Here is a 24,322-nt window from a genome sequence, read left to right on the forward strand (position 1 = left end):
TTGAATTTGCTTGCAATAGACCCGCTATTGACGCGTAAATTCGCCTTGTTTTCACTGAAAATCTCTGGCTAGAGAAAATAAATTTAAATATAACTATAATTCAGTATGTTAGTAAATCTCTTAACTAGGGTTTAGGTTAAATAGCAATGATTCTTACTTAACAAACATTCATGAAAATAGATTTTAGCCTAACCACTATTCATAATATTTATAGTCGGTATAATCAGTTGCGTAACTGGATGGATTTTCATCTATCTATAAAAGCTTTATAATCACGCGATAGAATACTATAAGTATTGGGTAATATGTTGCGCATGAAGCGCTACCGGATACTTTCACGTCACCAAGAGGGCAATATTGTGCTACAAGAATATCGTAAACACGTAGAAGAACGTGCAGCGTTAGGTATCGTACCAGCGCCATTAGATGCTCAGCAAACAGCTGATCTTATTGAATTAATTAAAACTCCACCGGCTGGTGAAGAAGAGTTCATTTTAGATTTATTAGTTCACCGCATTCCTGCAGGCGTGGATGATGCTGCTTATATTAAAGCAGGATTTTTAGCGGCAGTTGCTAAAGGTGAAGCAAATTCTCCACTTATTTCTAAAGAAAAAGCAGCAGAACTGTTAGGTACAATGTTAGGTGGTTACAATATCGCACCTATGATTGACCTACTTGATGATGAAACGCTTGCGCCGATCGTAGTAAAAGGCCTTTCAAACACATTACTTATGTTTGATGCGTTCTACGATGTAGAAGAAAAAGCAAAAGCAGGTAACACATTTGCTAAGCAAATTATTGAGTCTTGGGCAAGTGCAGAATGGTTTACTAATAAACCAGCTGTTGCTGAAAAGATCTCAGTAACTGTATTTAAAGTAACTGGCGAAACAAATACTGATGACTTGTCTCCTGCACCAGATGCATGGTCTCGTCCAGATATCCCACTGCATGCTTTAGCAATGCTAAAAATTGAACGTGACGGTATCACACCTGATAAAGCGGGCGAAGTAGGTCCAATTACTCAGCTTGAAGAATTAAAAACCAAAGGTTTACCACTTGCATACGTAGGTGACGTTGTTGGTACGGGTTCTTCTCGTAAATCTGCAACTAACTCTGTACTTTGGTTTATGGGCGATGATATCCCGTTCGTACCAAACAAGCGTGTTGGCGGTGTATGTTTAGGTAATAAAATTGCTCCAATCTTCTTCAACACAATGGAAGATTCAGGCGCATTACCAATCGAATTAAATGTTGATGAACTCAACATGGGCGAACAAATCGACATCTACCCATATGAAGGTGTTGTTAAGCAACATGGTACTGATAAAGTAATTTCTACTTTTGAACTTAAGTCTGATGTGATCTTAGATGAAGTTCGTGCTGGTGGTCGTATTCCACTAATTATCGGTCGTGGTTTAACTGATAAAGCGCGTACATCTCTTGGCTTAGGTGCAACTGATATATTTAAAGTACCAACAGCAACAGAAGTTTCAGATAAAGGCTTTACACTAGCGCAAAAAATGGTTGGTAAAGCATGTAACGTTGCAGGTATTCGCCCAGGTCAGTACTGTGAGCCTAAAATGACAACTGTTGGTTCGCAAGATACAACAGGTCCTATGACACGTGATGAACTTAAAGACTTAGCATGTTTAGGTTTCTCTGCAGATTTAACAATGCAGTCATTCTGTCATACATCAGCTTATCCTAAGCCTATCGATGTAAACACTCACCATACACTTCCTGATTTCATCATGAACCGTGGCGGTGTTTCACTTCGCCCAGGCGATGGTATTATTCACTCATGGTTAAACCGTATGTTATTACCAGATACCGTAGGTACTGGTGGTGATTCACATACTCGTTTCCCATTAGGTATTTCATTCCCAGCGGGTTCGGGTGCAGTAGCATTCGCAGCAGCAACCGGTGTTATGCCACTTGATATGCCTGAATCAATTTTGGTTCGTTTTAAAGGCGAAATGCAACCAGGTATCACTTTACGTGACCTAGTACATGCAATCCCTTACTACGGTATCAAACAAGGTTTATTAACAGTTGAGAAAAAAGGTAAAATTAACGAATTCTCTGGTCGCGTACTAGAAATTGAAGGCGTTGAGCACCTAACTGTTGAGCAAGCGTTTGAACTATCAGATGCATCTGCAGAGCGTTCTGCAGCTGGTTGTACAGTTAAATTATCTAAAGAGTCTATCTCTGAATACCTAGAATCAAACATTGTTATGCTTAAGTGGATGATCTCTGAAGGTTACGGTGATGTACGTACGATTGAACGTCGTATTACTGCAATGCAAGATTGGTTAGCTAATCCAGAGCTTATGGAAGCTGATAAAGACGCTGAGTACGCTCATATAGTTGATATCGATTTAGCCGAAATTAAAGAACCTGTTCTTTGTGCACCAAATGACCCTGATGATGCGCGTCTTCTTTCTGACGTTGCTGGCGAGAAAATCGACGAAGTATTTATCGGTTCTTGTATGACAAACATCGGTCATTTCCGTGCTGCTGGTAAGTTGCTTGATGGCTTTAAAGGTCAATTACCGACTCAGCTTTGGGTTGCTCCACCTACTAAGATGGATAAAGACCAACTTACAGAAGAAGGTTACTACGGTATTTTTGGTCGTGTTGGCGCACGTATCGAAACTCCAGGTTGTTCACTATGTATGGGTAACCAAGCACGTGTTGCAGATAAAGCAACGGTTGTGTCTACTTCTACACGTAACTTCCCTAATCGTTTAGGTAATGGCGCAAACGTATTCTTAGCATCATCTGAACTTGCTGCAGTAGCAGCTATTTTAGGTAGATTACCAACATCTGCTGAGTACCAAGAATACGCAGCGAAGATCAATGCAACGGCGTCAGATACATACCGTTACTTGAACTTCCACCGTATGCCTGCTTACACTAAAAAAGCAGATAAAGTGATTATTCAACAAGCTGTATAATTTTTAAAGTTTGTTTAAAAACCCGCTTCGGCGGGTTTTTTATTGGCTAAAATAAATATTAGATAGTTCATGTTGTTTTTTTTACATTATTGTATTAACTCTGGTCTTAAGTTGCTTTTAAAGTAAGTAATAAAGCAAAAAATCCTCTCAAAATGCATTAAAATCCTCGCCAATATTCTCATTATTTTAGGCGAGATTTTATGACAGCATTAAACAACCAGAATTTACTGCAACTTCGTTTTATTAACCAAATAAACATTGATTTGGTTAAGCCTTCTTTTGATAACCTACCTGCTAATCCATATGCAGATGGTGCTTTTCGAAAACGTCGTTATTCAGTAGTTAAAATGCAAAATGGTGAATTACAGTTACAAAAAACCAAAGCATTTGTGCAAGATGATTCAATTAATACCTTTCAAGGTAATGTAGAGCGCACCTATGAAAATCTAGAGCAAAGCTTGCTTGAATCAGAAGGTATGAAAAATATTGTAAATGAGTTTTGCCAAATTACCGGTATTGATGAGCAGCGTGATATAGAAATTCATCAGTTCCGTATGCTTGCCATTGATAGTGATACACCCGCAGCGCCAGAAGGCGTTCATCAGGATGGGTTTGATCATGTGTGCGTATGTGGTGTTTCTCACGAAAATTTAGAAGGTGGCGAACTACTTGTATACGAAAACAAGCAAGCTGAGCCTTGTTTTAAAATGGAAATAAAAGACGGTATGTTTGCATTAATAAATGATCGCCAAGTATGGCATAACGCAACACCTATGAACAAAATTGATGCGAGCAAACCAGGTTACCTGGATTGTTTTGTATTAACGTCTTAAGGAATAAGCATGAACATAACGCAATTACGTGAGCAGTTTCCTGCATTAATGCAAAACGTTGATGGTAAATCGCCAATATTTTTAGACGGACCAGGTGGCTCGCAGGTACCAACATCGGTGCTTAATGCGATGACAGCTTATTTAGGTCATTATAATTCGAACTTAGGTGGAGCGTTTTTTTCAAGTGATAAAACGGTTGAGTTGATGGCGAATGCGCGTCAAGCCGCCGCTGACTTACTTAATGCACCTAGCTCACAACAAATTGTGTTTGGCCCAAACATGACCAGCCTAACGTTTAGCTTTAGCCGTGCAATTTCACGCGACTGGCAGGCTGGCGATGAAATAATTGTAACCAATGCCGATCACTTCTCGAATGTATCGTCGTGGCAACAAGCTGCAGAAGATAAAGGCGTTAAAGTTAATACGGCTTTAATTAACGAAGCTGATTGCAGCTTAGATATGGCGCAGTTTGAAAGTTTATTAAACAGCAACACTAAGCTTGTAGCGGTAACGTATGCCTCAAATACCACAGGTTCAATTAACAATATTAAACGTATTGTAAAGCTTGCTCACGCTGTAGGCGCACTTGTTTATGTTGATGCCGTACATTACGCACCGCACGAACTTGTTGATGTACAAGCGCTTGATTGTGACTTTTTAGCCTGTTCTGCGTATAAGTTTTTTGGTCCGCATTTAGGCATGGTTTACGGTAAAAAAGAACACTTAGAGGGGTTTACTCCCTACAAAGTTGAGCCAGCTAAAGACGTAGCGCCAGGTCGCTGGGAAACCGGCACACAAAGTTTTGAAGCAATGGCAGGTTTTATAGCCGCTGTTGATTACATTGCGGCAATTAGCGAGCTTGACGATAGCTATTCACGACGCGAAAAGTTAAGCGTGGCTTTTGCTAAAACTAAACAGCACGAAATGGCGCTTAGTGAGCACTTTTTAACGCGCTTAGTTAATTATCCGCGTATAAAATTATTCGGTATTGATGACTTTGATCGCTTAACCGAACGTACACCGACCTTTGCTTTAATTTTCGAAGGGCTTGAACCGCGTGCAGTGTCTGAATTTTTAGGCAAGCATCACATCTGTGTGTGGGATGGTAATTTTTATGCACAAGGCTTGTGTGAACAACTAGGCGTTCTCGACAACGGCGGTGTAGTGCGCATAGGTTGCATGCATTACAACACCATCGAAGAGTTGGATCAGTTATTTGATTTATTTGATGAACTACTAGGTTAAATCATACTGATTGTGGTGCGCTAACTTTCAGGCGCACCATATATTTGCTCTGCACGATTAAACAGTACCCACGATGTTAAAATATACTTATCGTTAGATACAGGCTTATTGCCTCGGTGAGTATGTGTAAAGTAGCCAGGCGCTATTACCATTGTGCCTTTTTTAGGTGCTATTTTACGATTTTGATAGTAAAACTCTGTTTCACCACCTTCTTGCACATCGTTTAAATAAAACATGAATAACAATACGCGATGCAAAGCTTCGTTATGCTGTAGCTGCGGATAAACTTCACTGTGCCAATAAGGATAGCCACCTTTATTTACCTCATATTTTTGCGCTTGAATATTACCGAGTCTAAAAATTTGCTGAACAAGCAAAGGTAATTGCGGTTTACCCACTTCTTCAAAATTTTCTTGAGTTAAATCGACAACTTCAGCTGTTTTTGGGTGATAAACCTTTAAGCCAAATGCTCCGATCATCATAAAAATATGTTCTTCAATGTATTTAAAAACATACTGTGCAGTGGTTTGCTGAATATGTTTTAATTGCTGGGCATATTCGGGGTGATTATTTAAATGTAAATCGTGGCTGTCTTTTTTCTTTAAATCGACTCCGCCTGATGTGACCCCTTGTTTTACATGCGGGCTTTGCGTGAATGTAGTAATAAAGTTATCGCAAAAATCATTGCTTAGCGCATTATCGAATACGCGAATAAAGTCCGTCATGAGTTACCTTTTATAAGGATTATTATGTTTATTGAAAAAGTGATGCCGCGCTTTAGTGAAACAGATGCGCTCGGACACATTAACAATACAGTACTCCCTGTATGGTTTGAAGTTGCACGTGCCCCTATTTTTAAATTTTTTACTCCTGATCTTAACCCACACGACTGGAAATTAATTATTGCCAAAATAGAAGTGTCGTTTGTTGGTGAGTTGTTTTATGGCTATGAGGTAACAGTCAAAACCTCTGTAGAGCATATAGGCACTAGTTCTTTTGTGTTACGCCAAGAGGCATGGCAACACGATAAATGCTGCGCAATAGGTAAAGCAATTATGGTGAGATATGATTTTACTGCCAAGGCTAAACAAGCGCTTTCAACACAAGAAAAACGCTTGCTAAATGAGCATCTCACGACGCAAAGTTAGCCCTAATATTTAATTAACCTCCTACTGCTAAGCGTTGCTCGATGTAATCACTAAGCGCTGCGGTTTGTGTGTCGTCAAAGCGCAGGCCAAGCTTGGTGCGACGCCACAATAGATCGTGTGCGTTTTGTGCCCATTCTTCTTGCAATAAAAAATCAACTTCAGCGGCAAATAAACCGTGGCCAAAGTTTTGGCCTAAATCAGTTAACTGTTTTGCATAGCCTAAAATGTTTTTAGTGCGTGTACCATAAGTGCGTATAAAGCGATTCAATATTTCTGCGGGCAACCAATTATAGTTACTTTTAAACTCAGATTTTAACCGCTCTACGCAGCTAAAGTCACCACCAGGTAATGCGCTGTCTTTAGTCCATGCGGGGCCCATTTGTGGGTAAAACTCTTGGAGTTTATCAACCGCATTTTCAGAGAGTTTACGATAGGTTGTTATTTTTCCGCCAAAGACACTTAGTAACGGTGTTTGTTTATTTTCGCTAGAAAGCGTTAATTTATAATCACGAGTGACCGATTGGGCATCAACCGATTCATCGTCGAGTAACGGTCGTACACCCGAAAAGGTATGCACTATATCGTCGTATTTAATCTGTTTTTTAAAATAACTGTTCGTTACGTTGATTAAGTAATCGATTTCCTCATTACTTATTTTCACATTTCGCGCAGCGCCTTTGTATTCAACATCGGTAGTACCAATTAAAGAATAGTCATCCTCGAAAGGGCTAACAAATACAATGCGCTGGTCTTTATTTTGCAAAATATAAGCATGTGGTTGGCTGTGAATGCGAGGCACAATAATGTGACTGCCTTTAACAAGGCGGATATTTTGTGGCGATTTTTCTGTTAATGCATCATCAAACAGCTTGGCAACCCAAGGACCTGTTGCATTAACAATGCCTTTGGCTGAAATACTATATTGCGATTTAGAATCCTGCTGCTCAAGTGTTACTTGCCACTTATCTTGTTTGCGCTGTGCTTTTACACATTTGGTTTGCGTGGCAATAATGGCGCCTTTATTTTTTGCTGCAAGGGCATTTAAAACCACTAATCGGGAGTCATCAACCCAACCATCAGCGTATTCAAAGCCTTTAGTTATAGAAGACTCTAATACACTATGCTCATCAAATTTTATACTTTTGGATGCAGGTAAGGTAACGCGCTTTGCTAAATTGTCGTAGATAAACAAGCCAATGCGGATCATCCAAGCAGGGCGTAAATGAGGTTGATGGGGTAATCTAAAAGTTAGCGGCCACATAATATGAGGCGCATTTTTTAATAATACCTCACGCTCTGTTAATGCCTCTTTTACTAATCTAAATTCGTAATGTTCAAGGTAGCGTAAACCACCGTGGATCAACTTAGAGCTATTTGAGGATGTTGCACAAGCGAGATCCGCTTGCTCACATAGCAGTACTTTGAGTCCTCTACCTGCAGCATCTGCAGCTATACCTGTACCATTAACTCCGCCACCGATGACGAGTAAGTCATAGTCGTTATTTATTAATTTCATCGATCACCTTGTTTGGTTAGGGTTAGTTAGTCGTGGCTTGTAATTTCAAGTCATCGGCTTGATAACTGTTTTGCGCCGTTTAACGGTTAGCTATCTTCGCTCGATAAGCATACCTGCGCTACGCAGTGCTGCCATTTTGCGTATAGATCGTTACGTTCATCGGCGCTCATTGTTGGCTCAAAGCGACGCTCGCATACCCACATTTTTGACAGCTGCTGAGTTGATGCAAAGACTCCAGTGTGTAAGCCTGCCAAATAGGCTACGCCTAAAGAGGTTGTTTCAGTGACTACTGGGCGCTCAACTGTGGCACCTAAAATATTGGATAAAAACGTCATTACCCAGTTGTTTTTAACCATACCGCCATCCACCCTAAGTACACTTGGGCGCAGGCCATCACGCTCCATCGCTTTTTGTAAGTCTTTAGTTTGATAACCAACTGACTGCAACGCCGCTGCAACAATGGTACTAATACCAGAGTCGCGTGTGAGTCCCAATATTGCGCCACGTGCATTAGCATCCCAATAAGGTGCGCCTAAACCTGTAAATGAGGGAACTAAAAATACACCATGATCCAGTGGGACATCTTTAACTAAAGATTCACTCTCACCTGCATGGCTGAGTAATTTTAAACCTTCAACAATCCATTGCATGGTGGCACCCGCCATAAAAATACTGCCTTCAATGGCATAGGTTGGTTTTCCTTTTAAGCGATAGGCAACGGTTGTAAGTAAACGATTTTTAGATGTGAGTGCTTTTTCGCCCGTATTTAGCATTAAAAAACAGCCGGTACCGTATGTACTTTTAGCCATACCTTGTTCAAAACAGGCGTGGCCAATAAGTGCGGCTTGTTGATCGCCAGCAATACCACACACACGAATTGGTGCGCCAAAAATATCAGCACTTGTTGAACCAAATTCGGCCGCTGAGTCCATTACTTCAGGCAACATAGATGTAGGAATATCAAATAAGTCGAGTAACGCCTGATCCCACTGCTGAGTATGAATATTAAATAACATGGTGCGTGACGCATTTGTTGCATCTGTGCGGTGCGCTTTACCACCAGTTAGGTGCCAAAGTAAGTACGTATCAACAGTACCAAAAGCAAGTTCGCCAGCATCAGCTTGTTCTTTTGCACCTTCAACATTATCTAAAATCCAACGAATTTTAGTCGCTGAAAAATAAGGGTCGAGTAATAGGCCTGTTTTTTCGCTAATGGTTTGGCAAAGCTCATCGCTACTAAGCTTTTTACAATAGTCGCTGGTGCGTCTGTCTTGCCAAACAATGGCGTTATAAATTGGCTTTCCTGTTTTTTTGTTCCATACCAGCGTCGTTTCGCGCTGGTTAGTAATTCCAATGGCAATAATTTCTTCAGGCTTAACGTTATTTTTAGCCATCACTTCTCGACTAGTACTGAGCACGGTTTGCAAAATGTCATTCGGATCATGTTCAACCCAGCCATTTTGAGGGTAATGCTGCGGGAATTCCTGTTGAGCTAAATCAAAAGCGTCAGCGTCTTTTGTGAATAAAATAGCACGAGAGCTTGTTGTTCCCTGATCAATCGAGAGTATATATTTGGACATAATTTAACGTTATTTATCTTAGATATTACTAGCATCTCTTTAACGTAAGGTAATGGCAATATTTTTTTAGGAACATATTCGCTTGATTTATTATAAAGGAAGAACGATAGAGTACGCAGTCGTGGTCATTATGTTGATTAATAATAAGCCTCGTGACGCGATTAAATCGCCTCTACAAACCGCTGACACTTTTAACCGCTTGAGTTAGAATGCGTGGTGCGGAAATAATCCGCGATAAATAATTACTTTGAGTGCTTTATTACATGCTTTTAATGATCGATAACTACGATTCGTTTACCTATAACTTAGTACAATATTTTCAGCGATTAGATCAAGACGTGTTAGTTAAACGTAATGATGAGCTAAGCATTGCACAAATAAAACAGTTAAACCCGCAGCATATCGTTTTATCGCCGGGGCCATGCACGCCTGACGAAGCGGGTGTCTCGTTAAGTGTGGTTGAGCAGTTAAAAGGCCAATATCCTATTTTAGGTATTTGCTTGGGGCATCAAACTATCGCACAAGCTTTGGGTGGCGACGTAGTCCGTGCAAAAAAAATAATGCACGGTAAAACATCACCTATAATTCATACCAATAAAGGTGTGTTTAAAGATTTAGTTAACCCATTAACAGTGTGCCGTTATCATTCTTTAGTAGTTAAAGCACAGTCGCTACCCAGAGAGCTTGAGGTAACCGCATGGACGCAAACGCAGCAGGGCGAGTTCGATGAAATTATGGGATTATTACACAAAGAATTAGCCATTGAAGGGGTGCAGTTTCACCCTGAAGCCATTTTAACTGAGCAAGGCTTACAATTGCTTGATAACTTTTTAACTCGGTTTTAATCTAGTACTATTAAATGTATGTTTTTTAATTAATGGATGTTATGACTGAACTCGTATCGCAACAGCGTACTGCAAAAATACTTAACCAACGAGCGCATGACTTGTTGCTTGGCCATAGTTTTGCACATCAACAAATTGGCTTTATCCATACGTTAGATATTGATTATGGCGAACCAATGAAACAGCGCACTTTACTGCAAGTAGAAGTGGCTGCTCAACATAAGCGCCAGCAAGGTAGTACAGCTCATCATAAGTATCGTGCACAAGCGAGTGAAGTGCTTCATAACGCGATCGAAACGGCTATTTTTAAACAGCTCAACGACATAGACGCCGTCATCGAAAATACATTAGGGATAGAGGATGGTATTGCTACTATTCTTGATATTCTTGCTGTTAAGTCTGCGTCGATTGGGCGGTTAGAGCCATTAATTAATGATCTAAGTTGGCTCGGACGAGAGCTAGTAACTTTGGTTAACTTGCCTTATTATCGTAAGCAGCGTAGTAAAAATACCTCAGTAAAAGTGGATAACCCTGCTTTAGCGCTTCGTTATATTGGCCTTGAAAATTTACGATTTATCATTCCTACATTTGCAGTACGCCATTGGATGCCGCACAGCACAGAACCCTTTTCATTATTAAAGCGTAGGCTCAATGAAAGCGTAATGGCCAATGCCCTAGCTGCGCAAAAAATAGCGCAAATGAATGATGTAAATGAAGTGCACGCATTTACTCTAGGTATGCTTTTAGATATTGGGCGTGTTGCATTAACGCGTTTATATTTAAAAACGTTTGAGCAAGTATGGCAGCGTAAAGTACAGCTCGCGCGTAAAGAAAACGAAAAAGATCTACACACTGCGTTATTGGAACTTAAGCCCGACCCTCTGTTTTTAACCACTTTACTTAATAATAAATCTTTAGAGGTGAGCGCTAAAGTAATTGAAAAAATGGCGCTGAGGTATTTACCCTTCAAAGGTGTAATGCAGCAGTTGGTAAGTGGCGTAGAAAAAGGTGACTCAATGCTGCCTTTAACTGAGGTTATGCTAAAAGCTCGCTGTTATTCTCAGTATTTAAGCTTAAAAGAGCATCAGCTTATTGAACCAGACGAAATAGTGGCGTGGTTTTCGCACTTTAAGTTCACTAAAACGGAGTTAAAAACCCTCCAAACAAGTAATTTTACTAATTTAGCTATTCAAATTGACTAAAAAATTGAAATTTTTGTTAATTTTTTAGCGACTAACCATTCATTCTCATTTGATTGTTATATCGTAAATTAGATGCTTAAAGCGTGTACTCTTCAGTGCTCATGCGGTTAGTTACTTAAAATTGATCGCAATTGGCTATGCAAATAGTTATTCACTATCTATGAAATAATATCTTTAGCCCTTTATTTTCAAGGGATACATGAAAGTTTTTAACGAGACAGATATCAGTAATTCTGAAATAATGTGCGTCTGAAAATTGAACCACAAAACAATTTTGCGCAATTATCAGGCTACTGATCTTGCCTATAAAGTTGGTTACAAATAGTAACCAAACACCTATTTTGATGTTTTGTGTTGCTCACAATTAAGAGGAAATAAAATGACAGTCAATCGCGAATTATTTGATCACGTAATGGTTCCTAACTACGCACCTTCAAGCGTAATCCCTGTTCGAGGCGAAGGCTCTCGCGTATGGGATCAACAAGGTCGAGAGTTTATCGACTTTGCTGGTGGTATTGCAGTTAACTGTCTTGGCCATTGCCATCCTGCATTAGTAGGCGCATTAAAAGAGCAAGGCGAAAAAATCTGGCATTTATCAAATGTAATGACCAACGAGCCGGCACTACGCCTAGCTAAAAAAATGGTTGATGCGACATTTGCTGAAAAAGTTTACTTTGCTAACTCTGGCGCAGAAGCCAATGAAGCCGCGCTTAAACTAGCACGTCGTTTTGCGCTTGATAAATTCAGCGCAGAAAAATCACAAATCATTGCATTCAACAAAGGTTTTCACGGTCGTACTTTCTTTACCGTAACGGTTGGCGGCCAAGCGGCATATTCAGATGGCTTTGGTCCAAAACCTGGTGACATTGTACATTGTGATTACAACGACCTAGCTGCTTTTGAAGCGCTTATTAGTGATAAAACATGTGCCGTAATGATGGAACCACTACAAGGTGAAGGCGGTATTATTTCGCCAACTGATGAATTTGCTCAAGGCGTTCGCGATTTATGTACTAAACATAACGCACTGCTTATTTTTGATGAAGTTCAAACGGGTGTTGGTCGTACTGGCGATTTATACGCATACCAAGGCTTAAACGTAGTACCTGATATTTTAACTACCGCTAAAGCACTTGGCGGCGGTTTCCCGATTGGCGCTATGATCACAACAACTGAAATTGCACAGCACCTTAAAGTAGGTACTCATGGTTCTACTTATGGCGGCAACCCGCTTGCGTGTGCTGTAGCAGAAGCTGCATTTGATACAGTAAATACACCAGAGGTACTTGCTGGCGTTAAAGCAAAAGCGGCTTTATTTAACGAACTACTGACTGCGGTTAACGAAAAATACAATGTATTTAGCGAAATTCGCGGCCAAGGTTTATTAATTGGTGCGGTAGTAAACGAGCAATACAAAGGTCGTGCAAAAGAGTTTTTAGTGGCAGGGACTGAGCAAGGTCTTATGTCATTAGTAGCGGGTGCAGACGTAGTACGTTTTACTCCATCGTTAGTCATTCCTGAAGCGGATATTCGTGAAGGTATGGCACGCTTTGAAAAAGCAGTAGCCAACGTTGTAAAAGGGTAATACCTTAACCAACAAATTAAGGGCAAGCATTGCTTGCCCTGCAATTCCTATTTACCGTTATTTATAAGGGAGCAAGCGGACTCATGATGATCCTTCGCCCAATCCAGCAAAATGATTATTCAGCATTACTGAAAATTGCCCACGAATCAGGGCATGGTTTTACCTCTTTGCCATTAAACGAAGCGCTATTACAAAAGAAAATAGACCATTCAGTAGAGTCATTTGCTAAACAAACATCACAACCAGGTGATGAAGGCTACCTGTTTGTTCTTGAAGATAGCGAAACCGGTGAGGTTGTAGGCACATCTGCAATTGAAGCTGCGGTAGGGCTTGATGATGCGTTTTATCATTACCATTTAAGCAAAGTAATTCACTCGTCACGTACATTAGATGTATATAAAGCGGTTGATATTTTGACTCTGTGTAACGACTACACAGGGGCTACAGAATTATGTACGTTATTTTTAAAAGAAGCGTATCGTAAAAACTGTAACGGTAAATTACTGTCTAAAGCGCGTTTTATGTTTATAAAACAGCACCAAGCACGTTTTGCGCAAACCGTTATCGCAGAAATGCGCGGTGTGTCTGACGAAGATGGCAGCAGTCCTTTTTGGCAGTGGCTAGAAGAGCACTTTTTCTCAATGGACTTTCCTACAGCCGATTACCTTACCGGTATTGGTCAAAAGGTTTTCATCGCTGAGCTCATGCCTAAATACCCAATTTACGTAAACTTGCTAAGTAAAGATGCGCAAGCTGTTATCGGGCAAGTTCACGACAACACGCGTCCAGCAATTGAGCTATTAAAAAGTGAAGGCTTTACATTTAATGGTTACGTAGACATTTTTGATGCTGGCCCAACGGTTGAAGCAAAAGTTGATAATATTGCCACCATTCGCAATGCCAACAGTTTTACTGTTGAAATTGGTGAAATGGCAACAGGCGATACAATGGTGCTATTAGCGAACGAAAAACTCGAAGGCTTTAGAGCCACAGTTACGCCTATGTCGTTTGATAGTCGAGTGAAAAGTATTGTTTTATCGCAAACAATAGCTGATGCATTGCATCTACAAGCGGGCGATATAATTAGCGCAACCACGATTTAATTTAGGAGAAAGTATAATGGCTCATCCTGCACAATTTATTAATGGTCAATGGTCACAAGGCCAAGGCACAGAATTTAATTCAGTAAACCCTGCGAATAACGACGTTATTTGGCAGGCATCTTCAGCAACTGCGGCGCAAGTAGATACCGCCGTTAATGCTGCGCGCGAAGCATTTTATGCATGGGCTGATAAAAGCTTTAGCGAACGTTTAGAAATAGTTAAAGCATTTGCAGCACAATTAAAAGAAAACAGCGAAGAGCTCGCTGTTACTATCGCACAAGAAACAGGTAAGCCACTGTGGGAAACTCGCACAGAAGCGGGTGCTATGGTTGGTAAAATTGCCATTTCTGAAAAAGCATTTTTAGAGCGCACAGGCGACGTAGAAAATGCAATGCCATTAGGGCGTGCAATGATCCGCCATAAGCCACATGGCGTTGTAGCAGTATTCGGCCCGTATAACTTTCCGGGTCACTTACCTAATGGTCACATTGTGCCTGCGCTTTTAGCGGGTAACACGGTTGTATTTAAACCATCTGAATTAACACCTAAAGTAGCCGAGCTTACGCTTAAACTTTGGGAAAAAGCAGGTTTACCAGCAGGTGTAATCAACCTTGTTCAAGGTGAAGTAGAAACGGGCAAAGCCCTTGCTGCTCACAAAGGTATTGATGGCTTATTCTTTACAGGTTCTTCGCGTACGGGTCATATTTTACATGAACAGTTTGCAGGCCAACCTGGTAAAATTTTAGCGCTAGAAATGGGTGGTAATAATCCACTTATTATTACCGATGTTGAAGATACTAAAGCGGTTGTTCACGATATTATTCAATCTGCGTTTATCTCAAGTGGTCAACGTTGTACCTGTGCACGTAAATTGTTTTTACCAACAGGTAGCAAAGGCGACGTAATTTTAGAGCGTTTAATTACAGCCACTAAAGCCATTAAAGTAGGTAACTATGACGATGCAGACCAGCCATTTATGGGCTCTATGATCTCATCTACGGCAGCTGCTGGCATGGTTAAGGCGCAAAACGAGCTAGTTGAGCTTGGCGGTCAAGTACTTGTAGAGCTTAAGCACACAGCTAACACAGGCTTTGTAACACCAGGTATTATTGAGTGTACAAATATTAGTGATTTCCCAGATGAAGAACACTTTGGTCCGTTATTAAAAGTATTCCGCTTTGACGACTTTGACCAAGCAATTGATAAAGCAAACGATACAACGTTTGGTTTGTCAGCTGGTTTATTAAGTGATAATGAAGCCGATTACGATCATTTCTTACGTCGTATTCGCGCAGGTATTGTTAACTGGAACCGCCCAATTACTGGCGCATCAAGCGCGGCACCATTTGGTGGTATTGGCGCATCAGGTAATCACAGAGCAAGCGCGTATTACGCTGCTGATTACTGTGCATACCCTGTTGCTTCAGTTGAACTTGAAAAAGTAGCAATGCCAGCAACATTAAGCCCAGGCTTAAAAATAGATTAAGTAATAATTTATTTTAATACTTTTTACTTATAAAAGCAGCCTAGGCTGCTTTTATAAGTATTGCGGTCTTGCAAAGCTAGTAATTTGAATTGCTTTCTGCTTAAATCATGGCAATTAATTATTTTATGGTGGTGTAAAAAATGGTTTTAGATAGGCAAGGGTACGATGATCTGATCATGTATCTAACTCAAAACTTAGCGTTGTTTGAGAAGCCAGGCGAAATAAAACCAGGTGCTCCAACGGTAATGGAATTAATCGAAGATGTGATTGCCGAAAACGTGATGCGTATCTGCGAGCAACACAAAGAGCTTAATACAGAGCAGCGTAGCTTAATTGTACGCGAAGTTGACGGCATAGTTTACGATTTAGAAGAAGTCCTCAGTAGTATCACCTCACAGCCTGTTACAGTCGAACAGCACGCCTTTATAGATGAATTTGCTGGTTTAGTTAAAAACTTATTCGACAGCGCAGTTTCGCAACAGTACTAATCAATTGCTTATATAGCCGCGTAACGCAATTTCATTTGCAACTGCGGCTAAGTTGCTTACAATCGAGAAAATATTTTTTTGAGATAAGCACATGCAAGCAAATGTAAAATGGGTTGAAGGCGACACGTTTATTGGTCGTTCTAATTCTAATCATAATATTGTTTTTGATGCAGGTAGCGATAGCGCAGCACCAAGCCCAATGGAAATGGTTTTAATGTCAGTCGGCTGTTGTTCATCAGTTGACGTGGTCAGTATTTTAAAAAAAGCGAAACAAGATTTCTCAGACGTGCAAGTTCAGCTTAGCGCAGAGCGTGCCGAAACAGCCCCCCGCGTATTTACTAAAATCAACCTACACTTTGTTGTTAAAGGCAATAATGTGTCTGAAAAGCACCTAGCTCGCGCCGTTTCGCTCTCTGCTGAAAAGTATTGTTCTGTTGCATTAATGCTTGATAAAACAGTAGAAATTACGCATAGCCACGAAGTTGTACAAGATCAAGGAAAATAACGCTTTTTCCATGAGGAAAATTCGTATAAAATCCGCGAACTTTTCATTCTGCAGGTGCAGATTTCACTAATTTATAGGTTGGTTTATTATGAACAAACCCTTCGATAAACTTAAACTTCATGGCTTTAACAATTTAACCAAAAGTTTAAGCTTTAGTATTTACGACATTTGCTACGCAAAGACCGAGCAACAACGTAAAGAATATATTGAATATATCGATGAGCAGTACAGTGCAGATAGACTAACCGACATTTTAGGTGAGGTTGTTGATATCATTGGCGCTAACATTTTAAATGTAGCTCGCCAAGATTATGAACCGCAAGGTGCGAGTGTTACTATTTTGGTTTCAGAAGAGCCAGTAGAAGAGCAGCAAAATTACGATGCTGACGAAGCACCAGGGCCATTACCTGATTCAGTTGTTGCGCACTTAGATAAAAGCCACATTTGTGTACACACATACCCAGAAGCTCACCCTGATGATGGTATTTGTACATTCCGTGCTGATATTGAAGTATCAACTTGTGGCATTATATCGCCACTTAAAGCGTTAAACTTCTTAATTCATAGCCTTGAATCAGACGTAGTAACCATTGATTACCGTGTACGTGGTTTTACCCGCGATATTAACGGTGTCAAACACTACATTGACCATGCAATTAACTCGATTCAAAACTTCATGACAGAAGATACCAAAGAAGCGTACCAAATGATGGACGTGAACGTGTATCAAGAAAATCTGTTCCACACCAAAATGATGTTAAAAGAAACCGATTTAAACACCTATTTGTTTGGTCTTTCAACTGATGAATTATCAGATGACGAAGAAGAAGAAATTCGCTCTAAACTGACTCGTGAAATGCAAGAAATATTCTATGGCCGTAATCTGCCAGAAACAGAATAATCGCAACGAATTGAATTGAAAATGGCGCTCAGTGAGCGCCATTTTTTTGTGCCTTAAATAAGTGTTTATTTAAGCATACTGTATAAAAGTGCAAACACAGCAAGTGAACCAACCGCTAGTATAAATAGCGTACTTAAACGATTACGGTATTTATGAAGTGCAGGCACTTTATAAACAGCAATCATTGGCATAATGAATAAAATCATCGCAATGATTGGGCCCGATAGTTGATCCATCATGTCTAAAATACTTGGGTTTTTAACAGCGCAAAACCAAATAGCTAAAAACATAATTAACACACCAATTTTATCGGCAACGCCAGCGCTTAATCGTGTTTGTTTAGTCACTAAACCCGTGAAGCTTTCGCGTGCTCCTAAAAAGTGACCTAAAAACGACGACGTAATAGCAATAAAGGCAACAAGCGGCCCAAGCGTGGCAATAAACGAGTTATCAGTAATATTAGCAAGGTACGATAAAACCGAAACGTTAGCCGCCTTAGCTGCTGCCATTTGCTCGCCTGTAAGCGACAGCACGCATGAAAACACAAACAATAGGACAAAGGTAATAAGTAGCAAGCTAGTGCGCTTTAAAATCGCCTCAGACTTACGTGTAGCTTGTTCGCCGTAATGACCGCGTTGCACATTTACAAAGCTTGAGATAGCCGCTGCGTGGCTAAACGAAAACACAATTATAGGAATCGACAACCACAACGTTTTACCAAAGCTGCCCATTTCAGGCATGCTCATATCGGGCACTTGCCAGCTTGGAATCAAATAAAGCGATAAAAACAACAATATACCCACAAGCGGGTAAACTAAAATAGCAAAAGCACGCAGCATTAAACGCTCGCCACCCATCATTAAGCTAATCATACCCGCCACTAATACGCCCGAAAGCAATACGCGAGAAGGTGACTCCATTCCCATTTGATTAACCATAAAGCTATCCACAGTATTGGTTAAGCCCACACCGTAAATAAGCAAAATTGGGAATATAGATAAAAAGTACAACAAGGAAATTAACCGACCTGCAGTCACACCAAAGTGCTCTTCAACTACATCGGTAAAATCGGCATCTTTATTTTTCGACGAAAGCACAAAACGTGCTAAGCCACGGTGGGCACAAAAGGTCATAGGGAATGCTAAGCACGCCATAATAATTAATGGCCAAAAACCGCCAATGCCAATATTAATAGGTAAAAATAAAATACCCGCACCAACGGCCGTGCCAAATAGACTTAGCGTCCATTGTGTGTCATGCAGATTCCATTTAGATTTTTTTGTATTCGCTGAACTTGTATGTGTGTTTGTTGATGCATTTGAAAGCGTTGCATCTTGAGATGTGGTCATATGTGTGTACTCATCCATTATTTAAAATAATAATTGCGCGCAAGAATATAACTTTTAACGTAGTTTTTCATGCTTAGTCACTTTTATCTCGTGAAATAGTTGTAGTAGATTAGTTACTAAGTGTAATGAAAATGAAACGATGTTTGAAAAGTGAACGGTAGGAGGGTTGTAATAGTAATAAGCTTAGGCTTTATGCTCTTGCTTATTACTATTATTGGAAACTATTAGCTTTTAATCTACTGCCGAAAGGGCTTGTTGAGCAATTCGATTAACCATTTGAAGTGTTTTTTCGAATACCCACTTAATAAACTCGGCAGATAACTCCTTTATTTTAGTTCTAGCATACCCAGCAAAGGCCAGCATACATGCAAGTAATCCATTTATAGGGCCTGTTAAATCTACAGTATGAAAATTGTTATTAGCTAAAATCATAGCTATTTTGTCGTATAAACCTAAGCCGTTTGCCGTGCCTGATTGTAGTGCGTTTAAAGCGCCAAGTTTTGCTTGACGTAATACAGTCATAAGGGCCTCACTTAAGCGGTTCATCCAATATATTGAAGGTTGTACTTGAGTGGCATGAGCAATATCTAAAGTAACGCGTTTAAATGGGTTAAATGTCACTCTTTTATTGATGCTATCCCAAGATTGCTTTTGTGAGTTTCGGGTATAGTATTTCATCAAATGATGCCAAGGAGCTATAATCTGATTGTTATCCATCTTGTATTCAGGAGCGTTGTAAGGAGCTTGCATGAATGGCCAAAAAGGGACCATTGGTACTATATCGCCACCATTTACACAGCGGAATATATTTTTTGGCTCAAGAGCATTAGTCGTACTTAAGGCGAAATTAGTTAAGCCTACCTTTGGAGCTCCAAAAGTATATAACTTAACGTTCACATCGAAGCGTCGTTTAGCCCAATCCGCCACTAGTGATGCGACTGCACCACCAAGGCTGTGACCAACACAATGCACAGTAGCATGCGGCTTGAGCGAGCTCAACAATGGGGCTAATTCTGACTTTAAAGTTTCAAATAAAGTATTAAAGCCGGCATGAACACTATGGCCACCATCACAAACACTTATGTTCGCTCTGCAGTCAGTTGATGCGTCATATAACGAGGCAGTACCTCGAATAGCCAATACCAAATCATTTTAAATGGATTCATGCGCGCTGTAGGAGAGGTTCCTTTACCGACGAGTACAAACCCTGTTTGATGACCTGTAGCATGAGCCATTGCTCCGCCTGAAATTCCTTTTATAGGACCGTTTGATAGGTCAAAAGAGAACAAGCTTTTTAATGTTGCTGATGTTTCAAGTAGATAACGTCCTCATGTTAATTCCTTTTAAAAAGTAAAGTTTATATTACCAACGGCAAATACTAGATATATTATGCTCTTCCTGAAAAGGGGAGTCAGTGTTTATAAAATGATGCACTTGTTCGCTAGAAGTTAAATCCGCATTTAAATTGATCAAATGCTTTTTGAACTCTGATGTATTTTTTAACCCCCGCTGATTACCAAACCAGAGCAAGTACACTTCGTCATTCCTTTCTATATCAATAATTACTCGCACCACGGGCTCATGAAAAATACTGCCTGGTTTGCGAGATTTTAGAGATTTGGCAGGAAATGAGAAGCAACCGTTTTCATCAGTATAAACACTATCTAGTTCTTCTTCTTTGTAGGTTAAGCTTCGTTCAATGAGTTGATTGGCTAATGGGATTCCATTATCAAAAACCTGACCTTTTACTTCGGGGCATAGTTCTACTGTATAGCGAATTAATCCGAGCATATGTCGTTCCTTGTTATTAATCCATGTTTCTATAATTATCTATAAACAGAATAGAACATCAATGTATTGTTATTATTTTAGTTGTTTTTCCAGCTGAGCAATACTTTTAATAAAGTGCTCGTCTAATGAATCCTCTGGATTTACTAGGTGATGTTTGGTTTCATCATTTGTTAAATCGGCATTTAGATTTTTAAGAAGTCTTTTAAATTCTTTAGGTGTTTTTAGTCCATGCTGAAACCCAATCCACAGATTAAAAATCTTGCCATCTTTTTCTAAGTCGATAATTATTCTAACTACAGGCTCATGAAAAATACTACCTGGTTTAAGGGATTTTAGAGACTTGGCTGGAAGTGAGAAACAGCCGTTTTCATCTGTATAAACACTGTCGAGCTCTTCATCTTCGTAGGTTAAGCTTCGTTCAATGAGTTGGTTGGCTATTGGAGCTCCATTATTAGTCAGTTGACCTTTAACTTCCGGACATAGCTCTACTGTATAGCGTATTAATCCGAACATTTATTGTTCCTTGTATAAAATCCATGTATTTATAATTATCATATAAATAATATGAAACGTTAATATACGGTATTATTCAATCTAAGAACAAAATTATCATGGATAGGACTGATTGTTCAAATTGACAAATATAAGGTATACACTAGCAAAGTAACGCATTGATAAGGATATTAAGTTGTCGCAAGTTAAAACTCTCCCCATTACAGCCACGCGCTGGCTTTCTCTTTTATTGTGTGCAATTACCGCCGCAACAATTACTGTATTTTTAAGCAAAGTCGGTTTTGTACAAAAGGCATATTCAAGTTGGAGCGCTATTTTAAATGCCAATCCGGTTTTGCATTACAGCAGCGCGTTTTTAGCGGGTATTAGCATAAAGTTGTTGCTTGATAAGTTTTATATATCGCACCCCAAACGCAGTATTGGATTTAGCTGGCGATATCCGCCAGTGACAATTGCAGTGTGGTTATCAGTAGCAGGCTTACTTGTTTATCTTTTTGTGAATACGGAATATAGAACGTATTTTCTTGACGATGATCTACTTTTTTCTAGTTTGAAGTATTTACATATCACTCTATTTTCATCTGCATTATTTGTTTTGTTTCAAGAGACCAAAGAGAAAGCCAAAAAGTTGGGTGGCAAGTCATGGTTCATCTTATTCATTATTTTAGTAACACTCTTGCTTGCATCAGGTTGTTACCATACACCATGGCCGATTATCATTACACTTATCCTATTGTACTGTTTTGCGGTTATTTTAAGATTGCTCGCTAACAGCGAAGTAAAAAAAACGTACAACGAAAGCAGCTCTATTGGAGTTAATTCAGATGATGATTTTAAGGATCTAGATGATTTCAGAGAGTGGTTCAAAGATGACTCAACTATTAAAAGTAAAGAAAAGTTAGAGTCCGACCTACAGGTGTATGCAAAGCGTATCACCGAGCGACTGCGTAACGGAGGTGATGATTATGAAGAAGACTTGGCGCAGCACATAGCGCTATGTGGACCATACGGTTGCGGAAAAAGTAGTATTGTTGCAGCAATAGCAAGCGAGCTTAAAAAGCCTAAACAGGTAAAGTTGGAGTCATCCGATAAAGAAAAGCTAACAGTAAAACAACAAAACAAGATTAATTGGATACACAGTGATATATCAACATGGGGAGCAGCCAGCGGCAGTGTTGCTCATGTGGTGCTCAGTAACATTATTGATGATATAAGCCAGTATATTGATATGTGTGCTTTCCGTGCGCTTCCTAAACACTATACCGAAGCCCTAAAATCAGGTGGTAGTGCATTTCAGTTTGTATCTACCTTGCTCGCAGGCCCTGTTGATATGGAAGAAAGCTTTAAAAAACTCAATGGAGTATTAGAGGAAACTAATCATAAATTATTGATCACCCTGCAAGACGTTGACCGTGGTACTGATGAAGAAAGTGAAAAGCGGCTAAACGATATCGCTGCGCTTTTAGATAGATTGAAAAATGAAGCTTTAAGTCATATCAACTTTATCGTCGCTATGGGAAATGAAAAAGACGTTGCTGCCGAAGTGATCTCAAAAGCGACTGATTATAGAGAAGATATTGCTGCTTTGGACTGTTTTGATTATCTGAATCAATATACTAAGCTCTGCCTGGAAAATGCGTTAAAGCCTAATAAATATAGAAAAATTGAAAGTTATAAAATAATTAGTCACCGGGGATTGGTAAAGCTAGATGAACAATGCAAAGGGCAGCGTGATAGCTTATCATCTGAATTGAAAAAACTTGAAATAATTGATAGCCATTTAAACTCGTTCCGAGTTTTAAAGAAAGTTTTACGTAGAGTGGAGCAAGCTTGGCAACCTGAAAAATTGATGGGGGAAGTTAATTTTATTTCATTGATGATGGTGGCCGCTTTTAGAGAAGTTTACCCCGTTCAGTATTCCAGATATCAAAAGTTAGCAACAAAAGAAAATCAACTATTACATAGATGGTCTGCTCCCAAAAGTCTTGAGTTAAAAATAATAGAGATTTGCAAAAGTAATGATGGTGTTCAAGATGAACAGCTAAAGCAATATGTAGGACATATGCTGAGTATTGACTGGGGTAAGAGTGACGAAGCAAATGCCACAGTTAATCCAAAATTCAACTACTTGCAATCCGTTGGCTGTACAAATAACGCTGTAAATTATTTAGATCGAATTCAACGAGAGGGTTTATCAAGAAAGGAAAAACTCTATGCTACAGAATTAAGTGATCAAATTTTAATTGCAAAGGTAATTGAGCTAAGAGAGTCGGTTGAAATTCTAGAGTTTTTAGGTAAATGGTTTGGACTGGAGCGTGAGTATCGTTTAGGTCTAGAGCGGTTCTTTTTTATACCCGATTGCTGTGATGACCTAACCAAGGGATTAGCAGGTTTTTTTGAGAGTCAGAAACATAAAAGAAAGTTACAATTCAAAAATTTTAGTGAAAATTGTGATATTGAACTTAGTATAGCCTGGCTAATTGCAGAATGTTTAACGTTAGGCAATTTACATGAAGTTTTTAGCTTCTTCTTTATCAGGATCAAGAATGACGACCAAAGAGCTTCAAACGAAGAGCGGGATATATTCTACCTACTAGTTGTTGAAATACTGGGTTTATTACCCAGCACTTCAGAACCAACCAATATAATGATATTTTTTAGGGAACTAAATAAGGTTGAAAATGAAAAAGCCTACATGTTTTTCTGCCTGTTTTTAATTTCTGCGACAAAGGAAGGGGAGAGAGATTATGATTGTGCTAATAAATGCTTTGAGTTTGACATATCTAATATTAGGGTAGCAGACCAGAAACTAAATGTCTTATTGGGCATTGATTCCAATAAATCGTTAGCAATATCGGTAGATGCAGGTATTGAATTTGATAATGCTGAGAAGTTGAATAAAGAAATAAAAGATATATTCAAATAAAGCACGCGCATGATCTCCATAGCTAAAGCCATTCCCACGAAATACAGAGTTGTAGTTACGGCGCAGCTCTTTTGTAGGTCTGGCTTTAGCCCGACAAAATAACGGGATAAATCCCGACCTACAAATAACTTAACGCTGAGCTGCTTTTGAATTAACCGCTAACAGGTCTAGGCCCTTACTCTTCTATCGCACTTACAATAAAATACGGGTTTAAGTACTCATCTTTAGTGTTATAAATAAGCGGGCTGCCATCAAGTTTGGTCACTTTTGTACAATTACGCAGACATTCATCCAAAATTTTGTTTGATGAGTCAGGTTCCAGTAACTATATAAAAAAGGGTTAACTATT

General features: G+C 39.6%; 21 protein-coding genes and 1 pseudogene. 13 read left to right on the forward strand and 9 right to left on the reverse strand.

Annotation, left to right across the window (positions count from 1 at the left end; genetic code table 11):
* Positions 1-359 precede the first annotated feature (359 nt).
* The 3 genes from acnB (at position 360) to CWB66_RS09515 (ending at position 5,035) form a co-directional block, all read left to right on the forward strand.
* Positions 360-2,957 (forward strand): bifunctional aconitate hydratase 2/2-methylisocitrate dehydratase, encoded by a 2,598-nt coding sequence (gene acnB, locus CWB66_RS09505; protein WP_077536716.1) that lies wholly within the window; start codon positions 360-362, stop codon positions 2,955-2,957.
* Between the two features lie 200 nt (positions 2,958-3,157).
* Complete coding sequence (locus CWB66_RS09510) at positions 3,158-3,790, forward strand: 2OG-Fe dioxygenase family protein (protein ID WP_077536717.1); 633 nt, start codon at positions 3,158-3,160, stop codon at positions 3,788-3,790.
* A gap of 9 nt (positions 3,791-3,799) precedes the next feature.
* Positions 3,800-5,035 (forward strand): cysteine desulfurase-like protein, encoded by a 1,236-nt coding sequence (locus tag CWB66_RS09515; RefSeq protein WP_077536718.1) that lies wholly within the window; start codon positions 3,800-3,802, stop codon positions 5,033-5,035.
* A gap of 20 nt (positions 5,036-5,055) precedes the next feature.
* Here the strand turns inward: CWB66_RS09515 and CWB66_RS09520 are convergent, their stop codons facing one another.
* Entirely contained in the window at positions 5,056-5,760 is a 705-nt protein-coding gene (locus tag CWB66_RS09520; protein WP_138585195.1) for a 2OG-Fe(II) oxygenase, read from the reverse strand.
* Positions 5,761-5,784: 24 nt separating this feature from the next.
* On the opposite strand from CWB66_RS09520, the gene CWB66_RS09525 reads away from it, so the two are divergent.
* Positions 5,785-6,183 (forward strand): acyl-CoA thioesterase, encoded by a 399-nt coding sequence (locus tag CWB66_RS09525; protein WP_138585196.1) that lies wholly within the window; start codon positions 5,785-5,787, stop codon positions 6,181-6,183.
* A gap of 13 nt (positions 6,184-6,196) precedes the next feature.
* Here CWB66_RS09525 and glpD read toward each other — a convergent pair whose 3' ends face one another.
* A complete protein-coding gene (gene glpD / locus CWB66_RS09530; RefSeq protein WP_138585197.1) occupies positions 6,197-7,699 on the reverse strand; it encodes a glycerol-3-phosphate dehydrogenase in 1,503 nt (500 codons plus the stop codon).
* A gap of 86 nt (positions 7,700-7,785) precedes the next feature.
* A complete protein-coding gene (gene glpK / locus CWB66_RS09535; protein ID WP_138585198.1) occupies positions 7,786-9,279 on the reverse strand; it encodes a glycerol kinase GlpK in 1,494 nt (497 codons plus the stop codon).
* Between the two features lie 263 nt (positions 9,280-9,542).
* Between glpK and CWB66_RS09540 the strand changes: the two genes are divergently transcribed.
* From CWB66_RS09540 to speD, 8 genes are all read left to right on the forward strand, one after another.
* The gene (locus CWB66_RS09540) at positions 9,543-10,124 is read left to right on the forward strand and encodes an anthranilate synthase component II (RefSeq protein ID WP_138585199.1); all 582 of its coding nucleotides are present in this window, start codon (positions 9,543-9,545) and stop codon (positions 10,122-10,124) included.
* Between the two features lie 41 nt (positions 10,125-10,165).
* Positions 10,166-11,326, forward strand: a complete 1,161-nt coding sequence (locus CWB66_RS09545; protein WP_138585200.1) for an HDOD domain-containing protein — start codon at positions 10,166-10,168, stop codon at positions 11,324-11,326.
* Positions 11,327-11,705: 379 nt separating this feature from the next.
* The gene (locus CWB66_RS09550; protein ID WP_077536726.1) at positions 11,706-12,911 is read left to right on the forward strand and encodes an aspartate aminotransferase family protein; all 1,206 of its coding nucleotides are present in this window, start codon (positions 11,706-11,708) and stop codon (positions 12,909-12,911) included.
* 83 nt (positions 12,912-12,994) lie between these two features.
* Positions 12,995-14,014, forward strand: a complete 1,020-nt coding sequence (gene astA, locus CWB66_RS09555) for an arginine N-succinyltransferase (protein ID WP_138585201.1) — start codon at positions 12,995-12,997, stop codon at positions 14,012-14,014.
* A gap of 16 nt (positions 14,015-14,030) precedes the next feature.
* Positions 14,031-15,500, forward strand: coding sequence for a succinylglutamate-semialdehyde dehydrogenase (gene astD / locus CWB66_RS09560; RefSeq protein WP_138585202.1), 1,470 nt, complete (start codon positions 14,031-14,033; stop codon positions 15,498-15,500).
* Positions 15,501-15,640: 140 nt separating this feature from the next.
* Positions 15,641-15,988: a DUF3802 family protein gene (locus CWB66_RS09565; RefSeq protein ID WP_077536729.1), complete on the forward strand. Its 348-nt coding sequence runs from the start codon at positions 15,641-15,643 to the stop codon at positions 15,986-15,988.
* Between the two features lie 91 nt (positions 15,989-16,079).
* The gene (locus CWB66_RS09570) at positions 16,080-16,493 is read left to right on the forward strand and encodes an OsmC family protein (protein ID WP_077536730.1); all 414 of its coding nucleotides are present in this window, start codon (positions 16,080-16,082) and stop codon (positions 16,491-16,493) included.
* A gap of 88 nt (positions 16,494-16,581) precedes the next feature.
* Positions 16,582-17,394, forward strand: coding sequence for an adenosylmethionine decarboxylase (speD, locus tag CWB66_RS09575; protein ID WP_077536731.1), 813 nt, complete (start codon positions 16,582-16,584; stop codon positions 17,392-17,394).
* A gap of 65 nt (positions 17,395-17,459) precedes the next feature.
* On the opposite strand, the gene CWB66_RS09580 is transcribed toward speD, so the two are convergent.
* The 5 genes from CWB66_RS09580 to CWB66_RS09595 all read right to left on the reverse strand — a co-directional run bounded on the left by CWB66_RS09580 (position 17,460) and on the right by CWB66_RS09595 (position 21,047).
* Complete coding sequence (locus tag CWB66_RS09580; RefSeq protein WP_138585203.1) at positions 17,460-18,743, reverse strand: aromatic amino acid transport family protein; 1,284 nt, start codon at positions 18,741-18,743, stop codon at positions 17,460-17,462.
* A 231-nt stretch (positions 18,744-18,974) separates the two neighbouring features.
* Positions 18,975-19,883 carry a lipase family protein gene (locus tag CWB66_RS09585; RefSeq protein WP_171037484.1) on the reverse strand — a complete coding sequence of 303 codons (909 nt, stop codon included), beginning with the start codon at positions 19,881-19,883 and terminating at the stop codon, positions 18,975-18,977.
* On the reverse strand, positions 19,823-19,978 hold the full coding sequence (locus tag CWB66_RS22220; protein WP_171037485.1) for a hypothetical protein: 156 nt from the start codon (positions 19,976-19,978) through the stop codon (positions 19,823-19,825). Before CWB66_RS22220 ends, CWB66_RS09585 begins: the two co-directional genes overlap by 61 nt.
* A 127-nt stretch (positions 19,979-20,105) precedes the next feature.
* On the reverse strand, positions 20,106-20,534 hold the full coding sequence (locus tag CWB66_RS09590) for a DUF6795 domain-containing protein (RefSeq protein WP_138585205.1): 429 nt from the start codon (positions 20,532-20,534) through the stop codon (positions 20,106-20,108).
* Positions 20,535-20,606: 72 nt separating this feature from the next.
* A complete protein-coding gene (locus CWB66_RS09595) occupies positions 20,607-21,047 on the reverse strand; it encodes a DUF6795 domain-containing protein (protein ID WP_138585206.1) in 441 nt (146 codons plus the stop codon).
* A gap of 175 nt (positions 21,048-21,222) precedes the next feature.
* Here CWB66_RS09595 and CWB66_RS09600 point away from each other — a divergent pair, with 175 nt between their 5' ends.
* Positions 21,223-23,973: an AAA family ATPase gene (locus CWB66_RS09600; protein WP_138585207.1), complete on the forward strand. Its 2,751-nt coding sequence runs from the start codon at positions 21,223-21,225 to the stop codon at positions 23,971-23,973.
* Between the two features lie 175 nt (positions 23,974-24,148).
* Here the strand turns inward: CWB66_RS09600 and CWB66_RS09605 are convergent.
* A pseudogene (locus CWB66_RS09605) lies at positions 24,149-24,241 on the reverse strand (3'(2'),5'-bisphosphate nucleotidase CysQ); the annotation flags it as partial.
* Between the last annotated feature and the right edge of the window lie 81 nt (positions 24,242-24,322).

Source organism: Pseudoalteromonas sp. S558 (assembly GCF_005886635.1).
GTDB classification, from domain to species: domain Bacteria; phylum Pseudomonadota; class Gammaproteobacteria; order Enterobacterales; family Alteromonadaceae; genus Pseudoalteromonas; species Pseudoalteromonas aliena.